The organism is uncultured Brevundimonas sp. (assembly GCF_947305955.1).
In the GTDB taxonomy this organism is placed as follows: domain Bacteria; phylum Pseudomonadota; class Alphaproteobacteria; order Caulobacterales; family Caulobacteraceae; genus Brevundimonas.
The window spans coordinates 1-16,053 of record NZ_CAMZFB010000031.1; the positions used below are offsets into that span (position 1 = coordinate 1).

The window sequence follows — 16,053 nt, forward strand, 5'->3', positions numbered from 1 at the left end:
CGGACTTGCCCGCGCCGGTGGCACCGGCAGCCCCCTTCGCGCCTGCCGCCCGCGTGGCCCCCGCACCGGTCGCCCCGGCACCTGTTGCGCCGATGCCCGCGCCCAAACCTGCCGTTGCCAAGCCGGTCCAACCGGTCCAGCCGGTCCAACCGGTCGCTACCGTGCGCCCCGCACCGGCCGCGCCGCAACCGCTGAAGGCCCCCGAGGCACCTACGTCTGAAACCCCCACGGTCGCAAAGCCGGCCAAACCTCTGCGTGCTGCGAACGAGGTGGCAACCCCTGCCACCGCTACCCCCGCTCGCCCGCGCACGGTCGCAGAAACCGTTGCTGCCCTGAAGACCACGGGCCTTAGCGGCGCTGCGCTCAAATCACAGCCCATCGAAGATGGCTGGGAGGAGTTCTAATGAGCAATAGTCCAAGTCCTACCCCCGTGATCACCCTGCCAGCCGTGCTGGACATGCGGGCGATCGAGCCGCTGGCCGCCGGATTGGCTGCCGTTCGCGGCCAGCCCGTGGCGCTGGAAGCCTCGGCGGTCGAGCGTCTGGGGGGGCTGTGCCTGCAACTGCTGTTGTCGGCCATCAAGACTTGGAAATCGGATGGTCACGCCCTGACCTTCCTCAACGTTTCCGAAGCCCTCGCCGAGCAATGGCAGGGCTTTGGTGCTTCCCCCGAACAGCTTGTAGCGCAGGACGCCGCCTAATGACCAAAACCGTTCTGACCATCGATGACTCGCGCACCATGCGCGACATGCTGATGCTGGCTCTGAAGGATGCCGGCTATAATGTGGTTCAGGCTGTTGACGGTGTGCACGGCCTTGAAGTGCTGGCCGAGCAGCGTCCCGACGTCGTGATCACCGACATCAACATGCCGCGTCTCGATGGTTTCGGCTTCATCGAGGGCATGCGTGCCGATCCGCAATATGCGGGTGTTCCGGTTCTGGTTCTGACCACTGAAAGCGATGCCGCCAAGAAGCAGCGCGCGCGTGACGCGGGCGCAACCGGCTGGATCGTAAAGCCTTTCGACCCCGTCCGCCTTGTCGACGCCGTGCGTCGCGTTGCTGCCTGACCCTGAACTGATCCTAAGGACGACCCCCAGTCATGAGTGAAGATCCGTTCGAAGCCATCAAGGCCACCTTCTTCCAGGAATGCGAAGAGCTGCTCGGCGATCTCGAGAGCAACCTTCTGGAACTGGAGTCGGGTTCGACCGATATCGAGACCATCAACGCCTGTTTCCGCGCGGTTCACTCCGTCAAAGGCGGGGCAGGGGCCTTTGGTCTGGACGACCTTGTCCGCTTTGCGCACGTTTTCGAGACCCTGATGGACGAGCTGCGCTCGGGCCGCAAAGAGGTGGATGACACCATCGTGCGCGCCCTGCTGCGCGCCAACGATGTCCTGAACGACCACGTCACGGCGGCACGCGGTGCCGGTCCGGCGGTGGATCCGGCACGTTCCCAGTCGCTGATCGCGGAACTGGAAACCCTGACCCACGGCGCGCCGGTGTCGACGGCAGAGGATGCTTCGGACTCGCTGGACGACGATTTCGGTTTCGTGCCGGTGGCCCTAAGCCTCGATGACTTTGGCGCAGGCGATCCCCTGCCGCCGCTGGACCTGCATGCGGTGCCGGATATTACGCCTTCATCGGAGCCGACCGGCTGGAAGATCATCTTCCGCCCGCATCCGCGCCTCTATGCCAATGCCAATGAAACGGGCCTGCTGATCCGTGAACTGGGCCGTCTGGGTCCGGTCGAGGTCTCGCTGGACGATAGCGGCCTGCCGGAACTGGATGCGCTTGATCCGATGGACTCCCATCTGGTCTGGACGATCCAGCTGAACGCTCCGGTGCCGGAAGCCGACGTGCGCGACGTTTTCGATTTCGTCGAAAGCGATTGCGACCTGAACATCACCCCGCTGGCGGGGGCATCGGTCGATGATGGCCTGCCGCCGCTGGCCCCGGTGGCTGACCTTGGCCTGCCCGATCTGTCGGCTCCTGTTGCAGACCTGCCGGAGCTGGGTGGCTCGACAGAGGCCGACATCGCCGCTCTGGTGGCGCTGGCACAGGCCGATACGGCTGCCCGTCTGGGCGGCGGCGAGGCCAAGCCCGCAAACGACGAACCCGCCGTGCTTGCGGCAGCTCCGATTGACGCCCCAAAGCCGGTGGCCGCAACGACGGCACCCGCAGCCGCTAAGGCTGCGCCTGTTGCTGCGGCACCTGTTACCATCCGCGTCGATCTGGAACGCGTGGACCGCCTGATCAATGCTGTGGGCGAGCTGGTCATCCAGCAGGCCATGCTGGCCCAGCGCGTCTATGAGAGCGGTCTGGCCCGTTCGTCCGATATCTCGCTCGGCCTCGAGGACCTAGAGCTGCTGACCCGCGAGATTCAGGACAGCGTGATGGCCATCCGCGCCCAGCCGGTGAAGTCGGTGTTCCAGCGCATGCCGCGTCTGGTCCGCGAAGTCGCCGACATGACGGGCAAGCGCGTCAAACTGGTCACGACCGGCGAAGACACCGAGGTCGACAAGACCGTGGTGGAACGTCTGGCCGAGCCGATCACCCACATGCTGCGCAACGCCATCGACCACGGTCTGGAAAGCCCCGAAGAGCGCGAAGCCGCGGGCAAGCCGGTTGAGGGCACGGTCAAACTGGCCGCGTTGCACCGTTCGGGCCGGATCGTGATTGAGATTTCCGATGACGGTAAGGGCATCAACCGCCAGCGCGTCCGCGCCATTGCCGAGGAACGCGGTCTGGTGACGCCGGACCAAATCCTGAGCGATGACGAGGTCGACAACCTGATCTTCCTGCCAGGTTTCTCGACCGCCAAGGAAATCACCGACGTGTCGGGCCGCGGCGTGGGTATGGACGTGGTGCGCCGCTCCATCCAGTCGCTGGGTGGCCGTATCTCCATCACCTCCAATCCGGGCAAGGGCTCGACCTTCACCATGTCGCTGCCGCTGACGCTGGCGGTGCTGGACGGCATGGTCGTAGGCGCGGCAGACCAGACTCTGGTCGCACCGCTGGCCGCCATTGTCGAAAGCCTGACGCCCAAGGCCGAGGACATCCATCTGGTCGGCGGCGTCGATCCGGTGCTGATGTTCCGCGACGAGTTCGTCCCGCTGGTCGATGTCGGCCAGTCCATGGATTTCCGCAGCGACCCCACCGACCTGAAGGGCGGCGTGGTGATGATCGTCGAGACCGAAGGCGGCCAGCGTGCCGGCCTGTTGGTCGACGCCATCCACGGCCAGCGTCAGGTCGTCATCAAGTCGCTGGAAACTAACTACCGCCACGTCCACGGCGTTGCGGCTGCCACCATTCTGGGCGACGGGCGCGTGGCCCTGATCCTGGATATCGATGCACTGGTCACGACCGGACGTCGACGTAATACCCCCCGCTCTGAACTGAAAATGGCGAGCTGAACATGACCCAAGTCACCCCTAACGTCGCCGGTACCGATCGCGAGCTGATCGCCTTCCGCATTGGTGAACAAGAGTTCTGCGTTGATATCATGAGCGTGCGCGAGATCCGTGGCTGGACGCCCGCGACGCCGCTGCCGCGCTCGCCCGCCTATATGAAGGGCGTCATCAACCTGCGGGGCACGGTGCTGCCGATCATCGATCTGGGCGCACGCTTTGGCCTGCAGACCGGAGAGCCGACCGAGCGTCACGTCATCATGGTGGCCCACGTCGGTTCGCGCCTTGTCGGCCTGCTGGTCGATGCGGTGTCGGACATCGTGCAACTGACCGACGCCTCGATCCAGCCGACGCCGGACGTCGCTTCGGAAAGCGTCAAAGCCTTTGTGAAGGGCATCTTTGCGGTTGAGGGCGGTCGTATGATCAGCCTGATCGACCTCGAGCACGTCCTTCCGGCAGAAGTCGAAGCCGAAGCCGCATGACCATGACGTCCGGGCGGGAAATGCTGGTGGACGGAGAGTTTCCGTTCACCCAGGCAGACTTCCGCCACATTGCCAGCGCGCTTCACAGCCATGCAGGGATCGCCCTGCATGAAGGCAAGGCTGCGCTTGTCTATTCGCGGCTGGCCAAGCGTCTGCGGGCGCTGGGATTGCGTAATTTTGCCGAATACGTCGAACTGGTGGAATCGCCGGAAGGGCGTGAGGAACGTCAGGCCATGACTGCGGCCCTGACGACCAATGTCACGCGCTTCTATCGCGAACCGCACCATTTCGATCACCTGCGCGACGTGATGATGCCCAAGCTGGCCGCGCGTGCGCGTGCCGGTGGGCGTGTGCGCCTGTGGTCGGCGGCCTGCTCCAACGGGCAGGAGCCATATTCCATGGCCCTGACCGTGCTGGAAAAGCTGCCCGAGGCGCTGGACTTGGACGTGCGTATTCTGGCCACCGACATCGACCCCAATATGGTGGCCGAAGGGCGGCTGGGTATCTATTCGGATGACCTGCTGGCACCGGTTCCGGCTTCGGGCCGTCGCCGCTTTACGCCCCTGTCCGACCGTCCCGGCTATTCGCAGGCCGACGAGACCCTGCGCCGTCTGGTGGTGTTCAACGAGCTGAACCTGATCGGCAACTGGCCGATGAAGGGGACGTTCGACGTCATCTTCTGCCGCAATGTGGTGATCTATTTCGACGACGCGACGCAGGAAAAGGTGTGGGCGAGATTTGCTCCCATCCTGAATCCGGGCGGTGCGCTGTACATCGGCCACTCCGAGCGCGTTTCCGGTCCTGCGGCGGACCAGTTCCAGACCTGCGGCCTGACCACCTATCTGCGCACCGACGCCCGTTCGAGGGACGCCGCATGAACAAGGTCAAGGTCCTCGTCGTCGACGACAGCGCGACCATGCGCAGCCTGATCGCGGCTGTTCTGCGCCGCGATCCCGAGATCGAGGTGGTCGGCACGGCGGAAGACCCGCTGGATGCCCGTACTAAGATCAAGGAACTGAACCCCGACGTCCTGACGCTGGATGTCGAGATGCCCAATATGAACGGGCTGGACTTCCTCGAGAAGATCATGCGCCTGCGGCCCATGCCGGTGGTCATGGTCTCGACCCTGACGCAGGCCGGTACGGATGTGACGCTGGCCGCGATGGAAATCGGGGCCGTGGATGCGGTGTCCAAGCCCGCCGTCGGCGTTCCGGCCAGCGAGGCCTTTGCCGATCTGGCCTATAAGGTGAAATCCGCCGCCCGCGCCCGCGTGCGCCCGCTGGAGCCGCGTCAGGTCCAGAGCCATCAGGGCACCTATCACGCCGACCCCAGCCATATTCTGGCGATCGGTTCGTCGACGGGCGGCGTCGAGGCTTTGCTGACCATTCTGTCGGCCTTCCCGGCCAATTGTCCGGCGACGGTCATCACCCAGCACATGCCCGCCACCTTCACCCGTAGCTTTGCACAGCGTCTGGACAAGACCTCGGGCGCACAGGTGTCGGAAGCCGTCGATGGTGCCGTCCTGCAACCGGGACACATCTATCTGGCACCGGGTGGTGCCTATCACCTGACGGTGGTGGGCGGACGCTGTCGTCTGGTCGCGGCGGATCCGGTCAATGGTCACAGGCCGTCTGTCGATGTGCTGTTTGAATCCGTGGCTCGTCTTGGCCGTCCGATGACGGGTGTCATCCTGACCGGAATGGGCAAGGACGGTGCGCGCGGCCTGCTGGCCATGCGTCAGGCCGGTGCCCAGACCTTCGGTCAGGACGAAGCCAGTTGCGTCGTCTACGGCATGCCCAAGGCCGCCTATGAAATGGGTGCCGTCCAGCGCCAGATGCCGCTGACCCGCCTCGCCCCCGCTATTCTTGAATCGTGCGCTGTCAAAGGCGCCAAATCGTCTGTCGCGTAAGGATCTCCCCCATGCCAGCAGCTTCTGCCATCCGCACACTCATCGTCGACGACCAGTTGACGATGCGCGCACTGGTCCGCACCAGCCTGCAACAAATCGGCGTGCGGGATATCGAGGAAGCCCCCGATGGTGAGGCGGCCCTGCGGGCACTCATCACCAAGCCGGTCCACCTTGTGATTTCGGATTTCAACATGCCCAACCTGGATGGTCTGGGTCTGTTGCGCGGCATCCGCGCCCACCCGCCGATTGCCAAGACCGCCTTCATCATGCTGACCGGCCGTGCCGACCGCGAACTGGTCCAACGCGCAGTCCAGTATGGCGTGAACAACTATCTCGTTAAGCCCTTCACCACCCAGCAGCTTAAAGAGAAGCTGGAGTCGGTCTTCGGCCCGCTGCAGTGACGCCTGTGTCCGACATTGCGGCAACGGAAAAGCGCGTCCATGTGGGACAGGGTGACCACTACGTCACCTCCGATCCCAATGTGGTGCTGACGACGGTACTGGGCAGCTGCGTTGCCCTGTGCCTGCGCGACCCTGTGGCCGGTGTCGGAGGCATGAACCACTTCCTGCTGCCCGAAGGCGGAGCGGACGGCACCGCCGCCAGCCGCCGCTATGGGGCCTATGCGATGGAAGTGCTGATCAACGATGTCCTGAAGGCCGGTGGCCGTCGCGACCGTCTGGAGGCCAAGCTGTTTGGCGGTGGCCGGATGTTCGACAGCCTCAGCGACGTGGGCGCGGCCAATGCCGCCTTTGCCGAGCGTTTTCTGGCCGATGAAGGCATCCCCGTCGTTGGCGGAAGCCTGGGCGGTTTTGGTGGTCGACGTGTCCACTACTGGCCTGTAAGCGGTAGGGCGCGGCAAAGGGCAGTGATCGATGCGGCGGCGATTCCGCCACCCTCGGTCCCCAAGCCCCAGGTCGTGGCCGGCGATGTGGAGTTGTTTTGATCATGGCTGAAGATTTACGCGCCCTGCTGTCGGCGATTGCCGCCGAAATGTCCGATATCGCCGCGGGTGTTCAGGCCGCAGGCGACCTGACCGGCGAAGTCATGGGTCGGCTGCCTTCCGAAGAACGGCTGTCCTACATGGTCCGCATGCAGGCCTTTGATGTCCTGACCCAGCGTCTGGATGCACTGTCGGCGCTGGCTGACGCGCTGGCCTCGGAACAGCCGATGGATACGGCGCTGGCGGCCCTGCCGCTGGCCGAAATGGCCGAGCGTCTGCAGGAAGCCGTCTATCGTCAGGGCGTGGCCAAAGCGCCCTCCGCCAAGGATGACGCCGGCGAACTTCAGCTCTTTGACTGATGAACAAGTACGACCGCGTTAATCTGGAACATTCGTCGGTCCTGTTGATCGACGATAACCAGCAGGCTTTGGATATGCTGGGCTCCGTCGTTCAGGGGTTCGGTGTGCGCGAGCAGATCAAGCTCGGCTCGGCGACCGAGGCCGTAAAGCTGCTGTCGGAGCGCAATGTCGATCTGATCATCATCGACTGCAACGATCCGGAAATGGATTCCTACGCCTTCACCCGCTGGCTGCGACGTCAGGGTGAGCCGTTGAAATATACGCCCGTCATCATGGTCACCGGCCACGCCACCCAGAACAAGGTGCAGGAAGGCCGCGACTGCGGGGTCAGCTTCGTTGTCGTCAAACCGATCACCCCCAAGGTTCTGCTGAAACGGGTGATCTGGCTGGCGCTGGACGAGCGCGAATTTATCGAATGTCCGACCTATGTCGGGCCGGATCGTCGGGTCCGCAACTATGGCCCGCCGCTGGGCGAGCGTGGTCGCCGCAAGGGTGACCTGTCGGCCCACATTGGCATCGCCAAGGAAGAGAATATGGATCAGGCGGACATCGACGCCTTGCTCAAACCCCAGAAGGTGCACCTGTGAGCAAGACCATCGAAACCACAATCACGGCCGGTGCCGCCGTCGGCGAGGGCGAGGGGGCAACCTCGGTCAAGGTGGTCTCCAGCCTGTCCAAAAAGATGGCCGAGCCGGGCGGCCTGACCGTCGAGGATATCGAGCGCCGCGCCAAGGAGCGCCTGCTGGGTCACAAGGCCGACGCCATGAAGGCCGTCGAGCGCAGCGTGGTCGAACTGGAACAACGGGTTAAGGACGGGGCCAAGGTCATTGATCTGGACCTCTATCCCATCGCCAGCCAGATGCTGAACGTCGCGGGCTTCTTTGATACGGGGCCGCTGTACGAGGCGGGCTATAGCCTGTGCGAACTGCTGGACGTGATGAACATCAAGGGCCAGTGGAACGGTGATGCCGTTGTGGTCCACGTCCGCGCCCTGCGGATGATCCTCAACGAGAACTGTCAGGCCACACCGCACAGCGCCTCGCTACTGGCGGGCCTCAGGGCAGTGCTGGACCACGCCCGCAAGGTATAGGCTTGTCAGTTGGCGGGGGCGTCGCCGGTCTGGCCATCCCCTTCGCTGCCATCCCCTTCCTGCTCGCCCTGACGGCGGATGGCCTCGGCCTCGGCTTCGGCGTCCGCCTCGGTTTGACCGCGCGCCTTCAGCAGCAGGGCCCGTGCCGCCGCGTTCTCGCCGTGCGGGTTGTTCACCAGCGGTTCGATGATGCTGATGGCCTCGGCATTGCGCCCTTTTTCCAGCAGGGCGGCGGCCAGATAGTAACGCACCTCTGCCAGCTGAGGGGCGAGGGTGAAAGCAATCTCCAGAATCGCCACATCGTTGTCGCTGGGATAGCCCGGCGAGGTCCGGCGGTTCTCGGACATCAGCAGCATGGTGATGAAGTCGGCATCATCGGCCGCATAGGCACGGGCCAGATAGTTCTGCGCCTCCTGCCGCAGCCGGATCTCGGTCGCCTGATCATCGCTGTCGTCGGCCAGCTGCATCTTGGCGCGCGCCATATATTGCAGGGCCTCGACATGGTGGGGGTGGGCTTCCAGAAGCTTTTCCAGAATGGAAACGGCGGTCTCGGGCGCGCGGGCGTTATGCAGTTCAGCATGGGCCAGAATGACCTGCGCCAGTGGATCATCGGGGAAGCGCGCGGCCTTGGTGCGGACCTCCTGAAGGGTGCGTTGGCGCTGTTCCTCCGTGCCGCCCGATTTCAACTGTTGGCCCAGTAGCAGCAGTTCGTCGGCAGAGGCCGGAAGCGGCGTCGCCGTGACCTCGAACGACGGATAGACCGTCCGCAGGCCCACATAGGGAATGCGCCCGTTCATATAGCGGCGCAGCGTCCCGCGGAGTTGGGTCGGCGTCAGGCCCGTGGCCGTCTCGAATGCCGCGACCGATGTGGCCCCGCCCGCGATCTCGCGCAGATAGGTCTGAAGCTGGTCGCGCCGACCGGCATCGCCAAGGAACCAGTGGGCCAGCAGCCATGCCAGTGGGTAGTAGCTGTCGCCGTTGCGGGTCGAGGCGAGCGGACGGTTGGACAGGAGCTCGCTCATCGACATCCACGACAGATAGCTCAACGCCATCGCGCGGTTGTCGTTCGGCATGCCGATCTTGGTGATGTCGTGCTCGAAGCGGGTCGGCGCGTAGTATTCGGCGAAGCCTTCCACGAACCACGCGGGGTAGGGGAAGGAGAAGTTCGCCATCATGAAGTGGTGGGCGTACTCGTGCTTGAGGGTGTGAAAGTCCTCGTTACGCGTCGCGACGGCGTAGATGTCCTCGTCCGACGAGGTGTAGAATCCAGCCACGCGGTTCCCGATGGAGGGCGCTATGGTGCGCAGGCCCCGGTCGGTCACCAGATAGATGGGCAGTTTGCGATAGACTTCGGTGTCCGGCGACTGGCCCATGAAGAGGCGCAGGACCGTGTCGAACTTTTCCAGTTCGGTCAGCATCTCGCGGGCTTCGCGCCTGCTGCCGGAACTGTAGAGGATGAAGTGCGGGCTTTCGTATTTCACCCAGTCCGCCAGCGCCGGAGAGGCGGCAAACATGGCCGCAACCGACACCACAGGAGCCAGCCGACGGCGGAAACGCTGCGCAAGAGACTTCATCGGCGGGAACTCGGCACTGGTTGAAATAAGGCGAAAACGTGTCCACCAAATCGCGCCGGTCCGCAAGCGAAGTTATTGTATAATTGACGATCGTTTAAGCCGCCAACGGGCCCCAAACCTGTTCGCATGCCTCGTTTGGGGCCAGTTGGCCCGTGCGGGCGCGCTGTTCCAGATGCTGGATGAAGGGTAGCGGCAGGGCACCGAAGCGCGGCTCGACCAGTTCGGGGGCGCACCCCTTGTGCGGGGCGGTGAATAGGGCGGCATTCAGACCGTCCGATGCCTTGGCCAGCAGCCATGCAATGCGGTGGGCACGTTCGGGGTGGGTGCGGTGCAGTTCCGGATGCTCGGAAAACAGCTCGCAGGCCAGTTCGATGACCGAATCCAGTCCGAGGGGTTGAAAGCGTCGCTCGTCCCGCAGCGGTGCCGGACAGGGCGGATCGATCTGAAACACGACGTCATTAAGCAGGAACAGCATGGCTTTTTGCCTCTGAGCACCCTTCGGGAGGGTGCAGGTCTAGAGGCTCAAGTTTGATCCTGCGTTCACGAACGCGGTGAATGGGCCGTTTACGAAGGCGGCACGGCGGCGGGCCTAAAACGGTTTGGCTGGTCCTTCGCCCTCGACCTTTTCCAAAAGGAAGTGGCGGCCATAGCGGTCCTCTATCTCGACCACCCACAGATCGGGGTCATAGCCGCGCCGCCGCTCCAGATAGGCGTCCAGTTCGGACTCATTGGGACTGGCGACGGGTTGGATCCACAAGGGTTCGCCCTGCATATCCACCGACTGGCTGAACAGGCGGGCGGTGCGGTTGGCGGTGTCATAGGCCTTGATCACCACGTCGCCCGCGCGGGCATCGCCCTTGCGCACCACGGTGGCAAACGCCCCCTCCAATTCGGCCCGACGGATCAGCGCCGATACCCAAACATCTGTTGAAAGAAGCAATTGCTAACCTTGATTGCAAACTTCCGGGCAAACCGGATGGGGTAAGAGGGCGCTATGATTATAGCGTATTGCCGCCGCGCGGACAGTTCCAGAACCATGCGAAATCGCACCCGTCTATGGATGGGGGCGGTTGCGGCGGTCGTTTCGGCGTCGGCGGTGGCCGCTCCGGCCTCGGCGTCGGAGAATGTGCGCCAAGCCTATCATGACCGCACTTTGATCCTGTCGGCCAATGCGCGCTGTGGCTATTTCAATCCGGCTGTCGCTCAGGCGCTGGGGGCTGCGGCTCTGCAAACGCGCGGGACCTTGCTGAGAGCGGGGGATGAACTGTCCAGCGTTCAGGCTATTGCCGTGGGCGCGCGGGCAGAGGCGCGGGCCATGTCGTGCCGTGATGCGGCGCTTCAGGACAAGGCATCGCGGATCATCCACGCCTTCGAGCGTTGGGAGCGTGCGGCGCGGCTGCAGTTCCCCGCTCGCAACGGCGGATGGCGCGTGGACCGCTATCGTAGCCGCGAGGCAGGCTGGAAGCTGGTTCAGGAAAGCCGCGTCGGCGGATCGCCCGTGCGGTTTGGTCTGGCGGGGACCGATCCCGCCCATGTCGTACCCACGGCGGTGGTGTCGTTTCAGGGACGCTCGCGGCCCTATGCGGCACGTATTGTGATGCGCGACACAGCCATGCTGCCCCAGCCCCACGGCGTGTCTCAGGGACGTGCCGCCATGCCGCCCGCAGCAGGGCGCGTGATGGTTCTGGCTTCTCGCAAGTCGCGGGCGGAACGCACCCTACTGCCAACGGGCCAGCGCCATGGCGAGGCATGGGTGTTTGCGCCCGAGGCGATAGCGCGTCTGGCGTCGCTCGATCCACGCGAGCCCTTCTGGATCGAGTTCCTGTTCGGTGACGACTCGATCGCGCGTGTGCCGTTCGAGGCCGGTGATCTGGCGGCGGCCAAGGCGTTTCTGGACTTGGGCCCAGTCTAAACGATAACCCACGCGACGGCGAAGCCCAGCGCCAGATAGGTGCCATAGGGCAGACGGCCTTGCGCATCGAACGACCGCTTCATCAGACGCGCCGCCAGCACGGTCACCACAATGCCCAGACTGGCGACGGCCAGCACGATCACTACGTCCTGAAGGCCCACCCACGCACAGCCCGCGCCCAGCAGGATAGGATCGCCGCCGCCCAAGCCCTTGCGCTTGCGGATCAGGCGATAGAGCAGGGCCAGCAGTCCCAACATCGCAAAGGCCACCAGCGCCGATACCACGGATGCCAACCACCCGACCGCAAGTGGCGGAGCCAGCAGCACATTGGCCAGCAGGCCGCTGACGGCCAAGGGCACCGTCACCGCATCCGGCAGCCAGAAATGTTCAAAGTCGATCAGGGCGATCAGCAATAGCTGCCAGCCCAGTAGCGCGGTCATGACGCCCGCCGTCACGCCAAACGACGGCACGGCCCACAGGGCGCTGGCACCCCCGATGGTGGCACCGGCCAGCGCCAGCAAACGATAGCGCGGAGCCTTAAAGTCGATGGGCTGTTCGGGCAGGCGCTGCGACACATAGGCGATGATCCAGCCCGCGCCTGCGCCCGCCAAGGTCAGCACAATAAAGGAGAGCGCGAGCGAAGACATGAACCCTCCAGATTGCGGGACTGAGGTGAAGCTTGGCCCCAGCCTTAAGGGCCATTCGTCAACAAAGCTGAACCACCCGATAGGGCGGGCAAGAAAAAGGGGCGCTCTTGCGAGCGCCCCGTAAAGTCTGGCGGTAGGGTCCGCCTTAGTCGATGGCCTTGATGTTGTCGGTGGTGACCCGGTCGATCCAGCGGATGTAGGGGTCAACGCCCGCAAACTTGGGCTTGGAGTTGGCGATCAGGCGGATCGTCTGCGGGCCGCTGCGGATGACGCGGCGTTCCACCAGAACGATGTCCTTGCTGTCGAAGGCCCCGTGGCCCGGCTCTGCATTGAACAGGCCGATTTCCATGGTTTCTTCCAGCGGCGCGGTCGTCTCGGTGCCCTTGGCATCGGCATAGAGTTTACGCGCCTCGACCTGCAGGACCACATCCCAGCGACCATCGGCACGCTCGGTGGCGCGGGTAGAGGTCACCTTGAGATCATACAGGGTGATCTTCTCCATCAGGTCCGTGATCAGGCCCTGTTTGTCAGCCGGAGCTTCCGCACGGATGGCGGCGATCAGGTCCACGGAGCGCGGATAGGGCGCGCGGCCGAACTTGTGTGCGGCCAGCAGCTTGGCCAGCGCACGGTTCACGACATCCTCGCCCAGCTGGTCACGCAGCAGGTAAAGGACATGGCCACCCTTGCGGTAGTGGATATAGCCCTGACCGGCCTCGACGCGTTCCAGAGCGAACTCGCCCAGACGCTCGCCACCGCGTGCGCCCAGATAGCTGTCCAGATCGTACTTCAGGAAGCGACGGATCTGGTCGGCACCGTACATCTTCTCCATGACCATCAGGGCCGAGTATTCGGCCAGCGTCTCGGACAGGGTGGTGGCACCCTGAACATTGGCACCGACGATCTGGTGCGCCCACCATTGGTGAGCCAGTTCGTGGGCCGTGACGAAGGTCACATAGTCGATGGCATCAGGCTTACGCAGGTCGGCATTGAAGCCGATGCTTTCCGAGTAGGGCATGGTGTTCGCAAAGGCTTGTGCGAACGAGGAGTAGCCCGGGAACTCGATGATGCGCGCCTGACGGAACTGGTACGGACCGAAGGCCGACTGGAAGTAGTCCAGACCCGTCTTCAGAGCCTTGATCATACGCGGCGCATGGGTGCCATGCGTCGGGTGGTGATAGACCTCCAGCGCGATGCCGTTGTGGTCTTCCTTGGCCAGTTCATAGCGGGCCGACTGCACCGAGAAGAAGTGCAGGATCGGGGCTTCGGACACGAAGCGGGCGGTACGGCGACCGTTCTTCGTCTCGTCCGAGACCTTATAGCCCGGCGCGATCGGCGTCTGATCCGCATCGGTGGTCAGGGTGATGTCGGAGTTCACCCACGAGGCGCCGATGTAGTTCTTCTTCAGGCCAAAGGCATCGTTCAGGTCACGCATGCGCAGCTCGGCCGGAAGGCCATGCTTGCGACGCTTTACGCGGTCGGTCAGAAGGCCGCTACGATCCATGCCGATCGACGGGCTGAAGACCTTGTCGTTGATGAAGCTGCCGTTGGAAACGATGTCGGTCATCAGGTGGCCGACGCCAAAGCCCTTTTGGCCGTACTCGCTCTCGTACTTGATCGTGCGCTTCTCGCCCGGCTGGAGCGGGGTGTCGAAACGGTAGATCTGGTACTGGTGCTCCTTCCACTCCTTGTCCAGCTTGGCGCCTTCGACCTCGATCTTCATCTTGGTCTCGCGGGGCCAGTTCAGGTGGACGGTCTCCAGCGGCTGTTCGGTCTGGTTCTCGATGACATAGCTGCCGGTGGTCAGCATGCGGCGTTCCGACGGGCGCAGGTCGATGTTCATCTTTACATCGACGACCTGCGGCTGCAGCTGGTTCTCGAAGGCGAGAAGCTGCTTCTCGCGGTCGGCCATGCGGGCCTCGACCGTCTGCTTGCGCTCATAGGTGTTCCAGACGTTGGTGTTGATGAACACCAGAACACCCAGACCGGCAAAGGCGACGGCAGCCAGACCGCCGATCAGGCCAGCCTTGCCCTTGAAGCGGCGCGGCGCGCGGGCCAGACGCGGGGCGTAGCGGGTTTCGGCCCCACGACGCCACAGGGCATAGGTCACGACCAGCAGGATGACGCAGAAGGCGCTCCAATACAGGGTCGTCGGCAGCGAGATCAGGCCAAGCCCACCCATGCCGTTCAGGTCCGACGTCGGCACTGAGGGGCCATCGCCGAAGCTGTACAGGTAGTGGTCAAAGCCCAGGCTGGCCATCACCAGGGTGCTGATGATGTACAGGACCATGATGGCCCAGCCGACAAAGCGGTTCGGCGACAGGGCTTGGACGAAGATCGCCAGAATAGCGATCATGATCATGGAGACGCTGCTCGGCAGCACGTACCACAGCAGGTATTTGCCCAGTTCAAAGTTGAACCAGCCGCTGACAGCCTGCGAGAAGATACCGGCTAGAACCGAGGCGATCAGGGTCGAGACCAGAACCAGAGTCAGGCCCAGAGCCTTGGGAACCATGAAGGTCCAGTCGGGCGCCGGAGTGGAATCGACGATCTCGTGGATCTTGCGGTCCTGATCGCGCCAGACCAGTTCGCCCGAATAATAGATGGCGATGATCAGGGCGACGAGGCTGAACGAGCCTTCCAGCTGTTCGATAACGGCGCGGGTCGTCAGGAAGGTTTTGACGCCATACATCTCCCCGCCGAACACCAGATTGCTGATGGACATCAGGAAGCCGAACAGCATCAGGACGATATAGGCCGGGCTCTTGAAGATCAGGCCCATTTCAAATCGCGTGCGGGCGATCAGCTGGGCAAAGGTCTGGGCGGCACCGTATTTACCGGCGACCAGCGGCTTGGGCTCGGGGGCCTTGCGGGCGGCCTTGGCCGAGACCTTCTGCATCTTGGCCAGCTTCTTCTCCGACGAGCCACGCGGGCTGCGGCTGAAGAAGGCCACGGCGGCGGCGATGAAGGCCACGCCCACACCGGTCCACAGCAGGCGGTTACCCAACAGCACGCCCGTCAGTTCGGGCAGGCGGGTGTTCTTTTCGGCAGCCGTCCAATAGCGGGTGACTTCGGTGTGCGCACCGATACCCAGCGGCTCCAGCCAGCTGCCCAGTTCGCGCAGTTCCGGCTTGGACAGCAGGGTCGAGGTCACCACGAAATAGAGGATGATCATACCGACCGCGCCGACATAGCTGGCCATCATCGAGCGGGTCAGCGTCGCCAGAGCGAATACCACTGCCGACGAGAAGAAGACGCCGGTCAGGCCGTAAACCAGATAGGCAAACACATAGTCGCCCAGACGTAGCGGCTGCAGCGTTTCCGGATCGATCCACGGCATGAAGGTGCCGAGGATGAGGCCGATATTCACGCTGGTAAAGGCCAGTGCGGCAACGGCGAAGGCCCCGAGGAAGCGCCCGACCACATAGTCGAAACGGTTGATCGGGGTGGCGTTGATCAAGGGGCCAAAGCCCGAGGTGCTGTCCCGCGCGACGGCATTGGCGACCAGCGCCACCGTCCCCAGCAGGAAGAACAGGTTCAGCACCTGATTGGTGAGCATGATCGAGAAGGCCGAGTTGACAAAGACATTGCCACCCGCGCCGCCGATCTGGATGTTGTCGCTGGCTGCGACCAGGCCGAAACCGAGCAGGCCGAACAGGATGGTCACAACCCAGAAGGCGGGCTGTTTCATCTGGTAGCGGAACTCGAAGGCCGCGATTTTGAAGAGCATTTTCGGCTC

At 63.7% G+C, this 16,053-nt stretch carries 17 protein-coding genes and 1 pseudogene; 13 read left to right on the plus strand and 5 right to left on the minus strand.

All coding sequences use genetic code 11. The features are described from left to right. The 12 genes and pseudogenes from Q0Y42_RS08985 to Q0Y42_RS09040 all read left to right on the plus strand — a co-directional run. Nucleotides 1-404 (plus strand): annotated as a pseudogene (locus Q0Y42_RS08985) (hypothetical protein); the annotation flags it as partial. Next, entirely contained in the window at nucleotides 404-700 is a 297-nt protein-coding gene (locus Q0Y42_RS08990) for an STAS domain-containing protein (protein WP_297802655.1), read from the plus strand. The pseudogene Q0Y42_RS08985 and the gene Q0Y42_RS08990, both read left to right, overlap by 1 nt. Next, nucleotides 700-1,065, plus strand: coding sequence for a response regulator (locus tag Q0Y42_RS08995; protein WP_297802658.1), 366 nt, complete (start codon nucleotides 700-702; stop codon nucleotides 1,063-1,065). Before Q0Y42_RS08990 ends, Q0Y42_RS08995 begins: the two co-directional genes overlap by 1 nt. A gap of 32 nt (nucleotides 1,066-1,097) precedes the next feature. Next, a complete protein-coding gene (locus Q0Y42_RS09000; RefSeq protein WP_297802660.1) occupies nucleotides 1,098-3,410 on the plus strand; it encodes a chemotaxis protein CheA in 2,313 nt (770 codons plus the stop codon). Nucleotides 3,411-3,412: 2 nt separating this feature from the next. Continuing rightward, nucleotides 3,413-3,886, plus strand: a complete 474-nt coding sequence (locus Q0Y42_RS09005; protein WP_297802662.1) for a chemotaxis protein CheW — start codon at nucleotides 3,413-3,415, stop codon at nucleotides 3,884-3,886. Continuing rightward, nucleotides 3,883-4,764, plus strand: coding sequence for a protein-glutamate O-methyltransferase (locus Q0Y42_RS09010; RefSeq protein WP_297802664.1), 882 nt, complete (start codon nucleotides 3,883-3,885; stop codon nucleotides 4,762-4,764). Before Q0Y42_RS09005 ends, Q0Y42_RS09010 begins: the two co-directional genes overlap by 4 nt. Then, on the plus strand, nucleotides 4,761-5,795 hold the full coding sequence (locus Q0Y42_RS09015) for a chemotaxis response regulator protein-glutamate methylesterase (RefSeq protein ID WP_297802666.1): 1,035 nt from the start codon (nucleotides 4,761-4,763) through the stop codon (nucleotides 5,793-5,795). Before Q0Y42_RS09010 ends, Q0Y42_RS09015 begins: the two co-directional genes overlap by 4 nt. An 11-nt stretch (nucleotides 5,796-5,806) precedes the next feature. Beyond that, complete coding sequence (locus Q0Y42_RS09020; RefSeq protein WP_297802668.1) at nucleotides 5,807-6,196, plus strand: response regulator; 390 nt, start codon at nucleotides 5,807-5,809, stop codon at nucleotides 6,194-6,196. Next, entirely contained in the window at nucleotides 6,193-6,738 is a 546-nt protein-coding gene (locus tag Q0Y42_RS09025; protein ID WP_297802670.1) for a chemotaxis protein CheD, read from the plus strand. The genes Q0Y42_RS09020 and Q0Y42_RS09025 overlap by 4 nt, the downstream gene beginning before the upstream one ends. A 2-nt stretch (nucleotides 6,739-6,740) precedes the next feature. Continuing rightward, complete coding sequence (locus Q0Y42_RS09030; RefSeq protein WP_297802672.1) at nucleotides 6,741-7,094, plus strand: hypothetical protein; 354 nt, start codon at nucleotides 6,741-6,743, stop codon at nucleotides 7,092-7,094. Further along, on the plus strand, nucleotides 7,094-7,681 hold the full coding sequence (locus tag Q0Y42_RS09035; RefSeq protein ID WP_297802674.1) for a response regulator: 588 nt from the start codon (nucleotides 7,094-7,096) through the stop codon (nucleotides 7,679-7,681). Before Q0Y42_RS09030 ends, Q0Y42_RS09035 begins: the two co-directional genes overlap by 1 nt. Continuing rightward, nucleotides 7,678-8,184: a chemotaxis protein CheE gene (locus Q0Y42_RS09040; RefSeq protein ID WP_297802677.1), complete on the plus strand. Its 507-nt coding sequence runs from the start codon at nucleotides 7,678-7,680 to the stop codon at nucleotides 8,182-8,184. Before Q0Y42_RS09035 ends, Q0Y42_RS09040 begins: the two co-directional genes overlap by 4 nt. Before the next feature lie 5 nt (nucleotides 8,185-8,189). Here Q0Y42_RS09040 and Q0Y42_RS09045 read toward each other — a convergent pair whose 3' ends face one another. The 3 genes from Q0Y42_RS09045 to Q0Y42_RS09055 all read right to left on the minus strand — a co-directional run bounded on the left by Q0Y42_RS09045 (nucleotide 8,190) and on the right by Q0Y42_RS09055 (nucleotide 10,698). Continuing rightward, the gene (locus Q0Y42_RS09045) at nucleotides 8,190-9,758 is read right to left on the minus strand and encodes a hypothetical protein (RefSeq protein ID WP_297802680.1); all 1,569 of its coding nucleotides are present in this window, start codon (nucleotides 9,756-9,758) and stop codon (nucleotides 8,190-8,192) included. A gap of 94 nt (nucleotides 9,759-9,852) precedes the next feature. Next, the gene (locus Q0Y42_RS09050; RefSeq protein WP_297802684.1) at nucleotides 9,853-10,233 is read right to left on the minus strand and encodes a hypothetical protein; all 381 of its coding nucleotides are present in this window, start codon (nucleotides 10,231-10,233) and stop codon (nucleotides 9,853-9,855) included. A gap of 114 nt (nucleotides 10,234-10,347) precedes the next feature. Next, nucleotides 10,348-10,698, minus strand: coding sequence for a DUF1491 family protein (locus Q0Y42_RS09055; protein WP_297802687.1), 351 nt, complete (start codon nucleotides 10,696-10,698; stop codon nucleotides 10,348-10,350). A 96-nt stretch (nucleotides 10,699-10,794) separates the two neighbouring features. Between Q0Y42_RS09055 and Q0Y42_RS09060 the strand changes: the two genes are divergently transcribed. Then, nucleotides 10,795-11,670, plus strand: coding sequence for a hypothetical protein (locus Q0Y42_RS09060; RefSeq protein WP_297802690.1), 876 nt, complete (start codon nucleotides 10,795-10,797; stop codon nucleotides 11,668-11,670). On the opposite strand, the gene Q0Y42_RS09065 is transcribed toward Q0Y42_RS09060, so the two are convergent. Together Q0Y42_RS09065 and Q0Y42_RS09070 are read right to left on the minus strand one after the other, a co-directional pair. Then, nucleotides 11,667-12,317, minus strand: coding sequence for an A24 family peptidase (locus Q0Y42_RS09065; RefSeq protein ID WP_297802693.1), 651 nt, complete (start codon nucleotides 12,315-12,317; stop codon nucleotides 11,667-11,669). The two genes, Q0Y42_RS09060 and Q0Y42_RS09065, sit on opposite strands and share 4 nt — an antisense overlap. 145 nt (nucleotides 12,318-12,462) lie before the next feature. Further along, nucleotides 12,463-16,044, minus strand: coding sequence for a M1 family aminopeptidase (locus Q0Y42_RS09070; protein ID WP_297802696.1), 3,582 nt, complete (start codon nucleotides 16,042-16,044; stop codon nucleotides 12,463-12,465). Nucleotides 16,045-16,053: the final 9 nt, after the last annotated feature.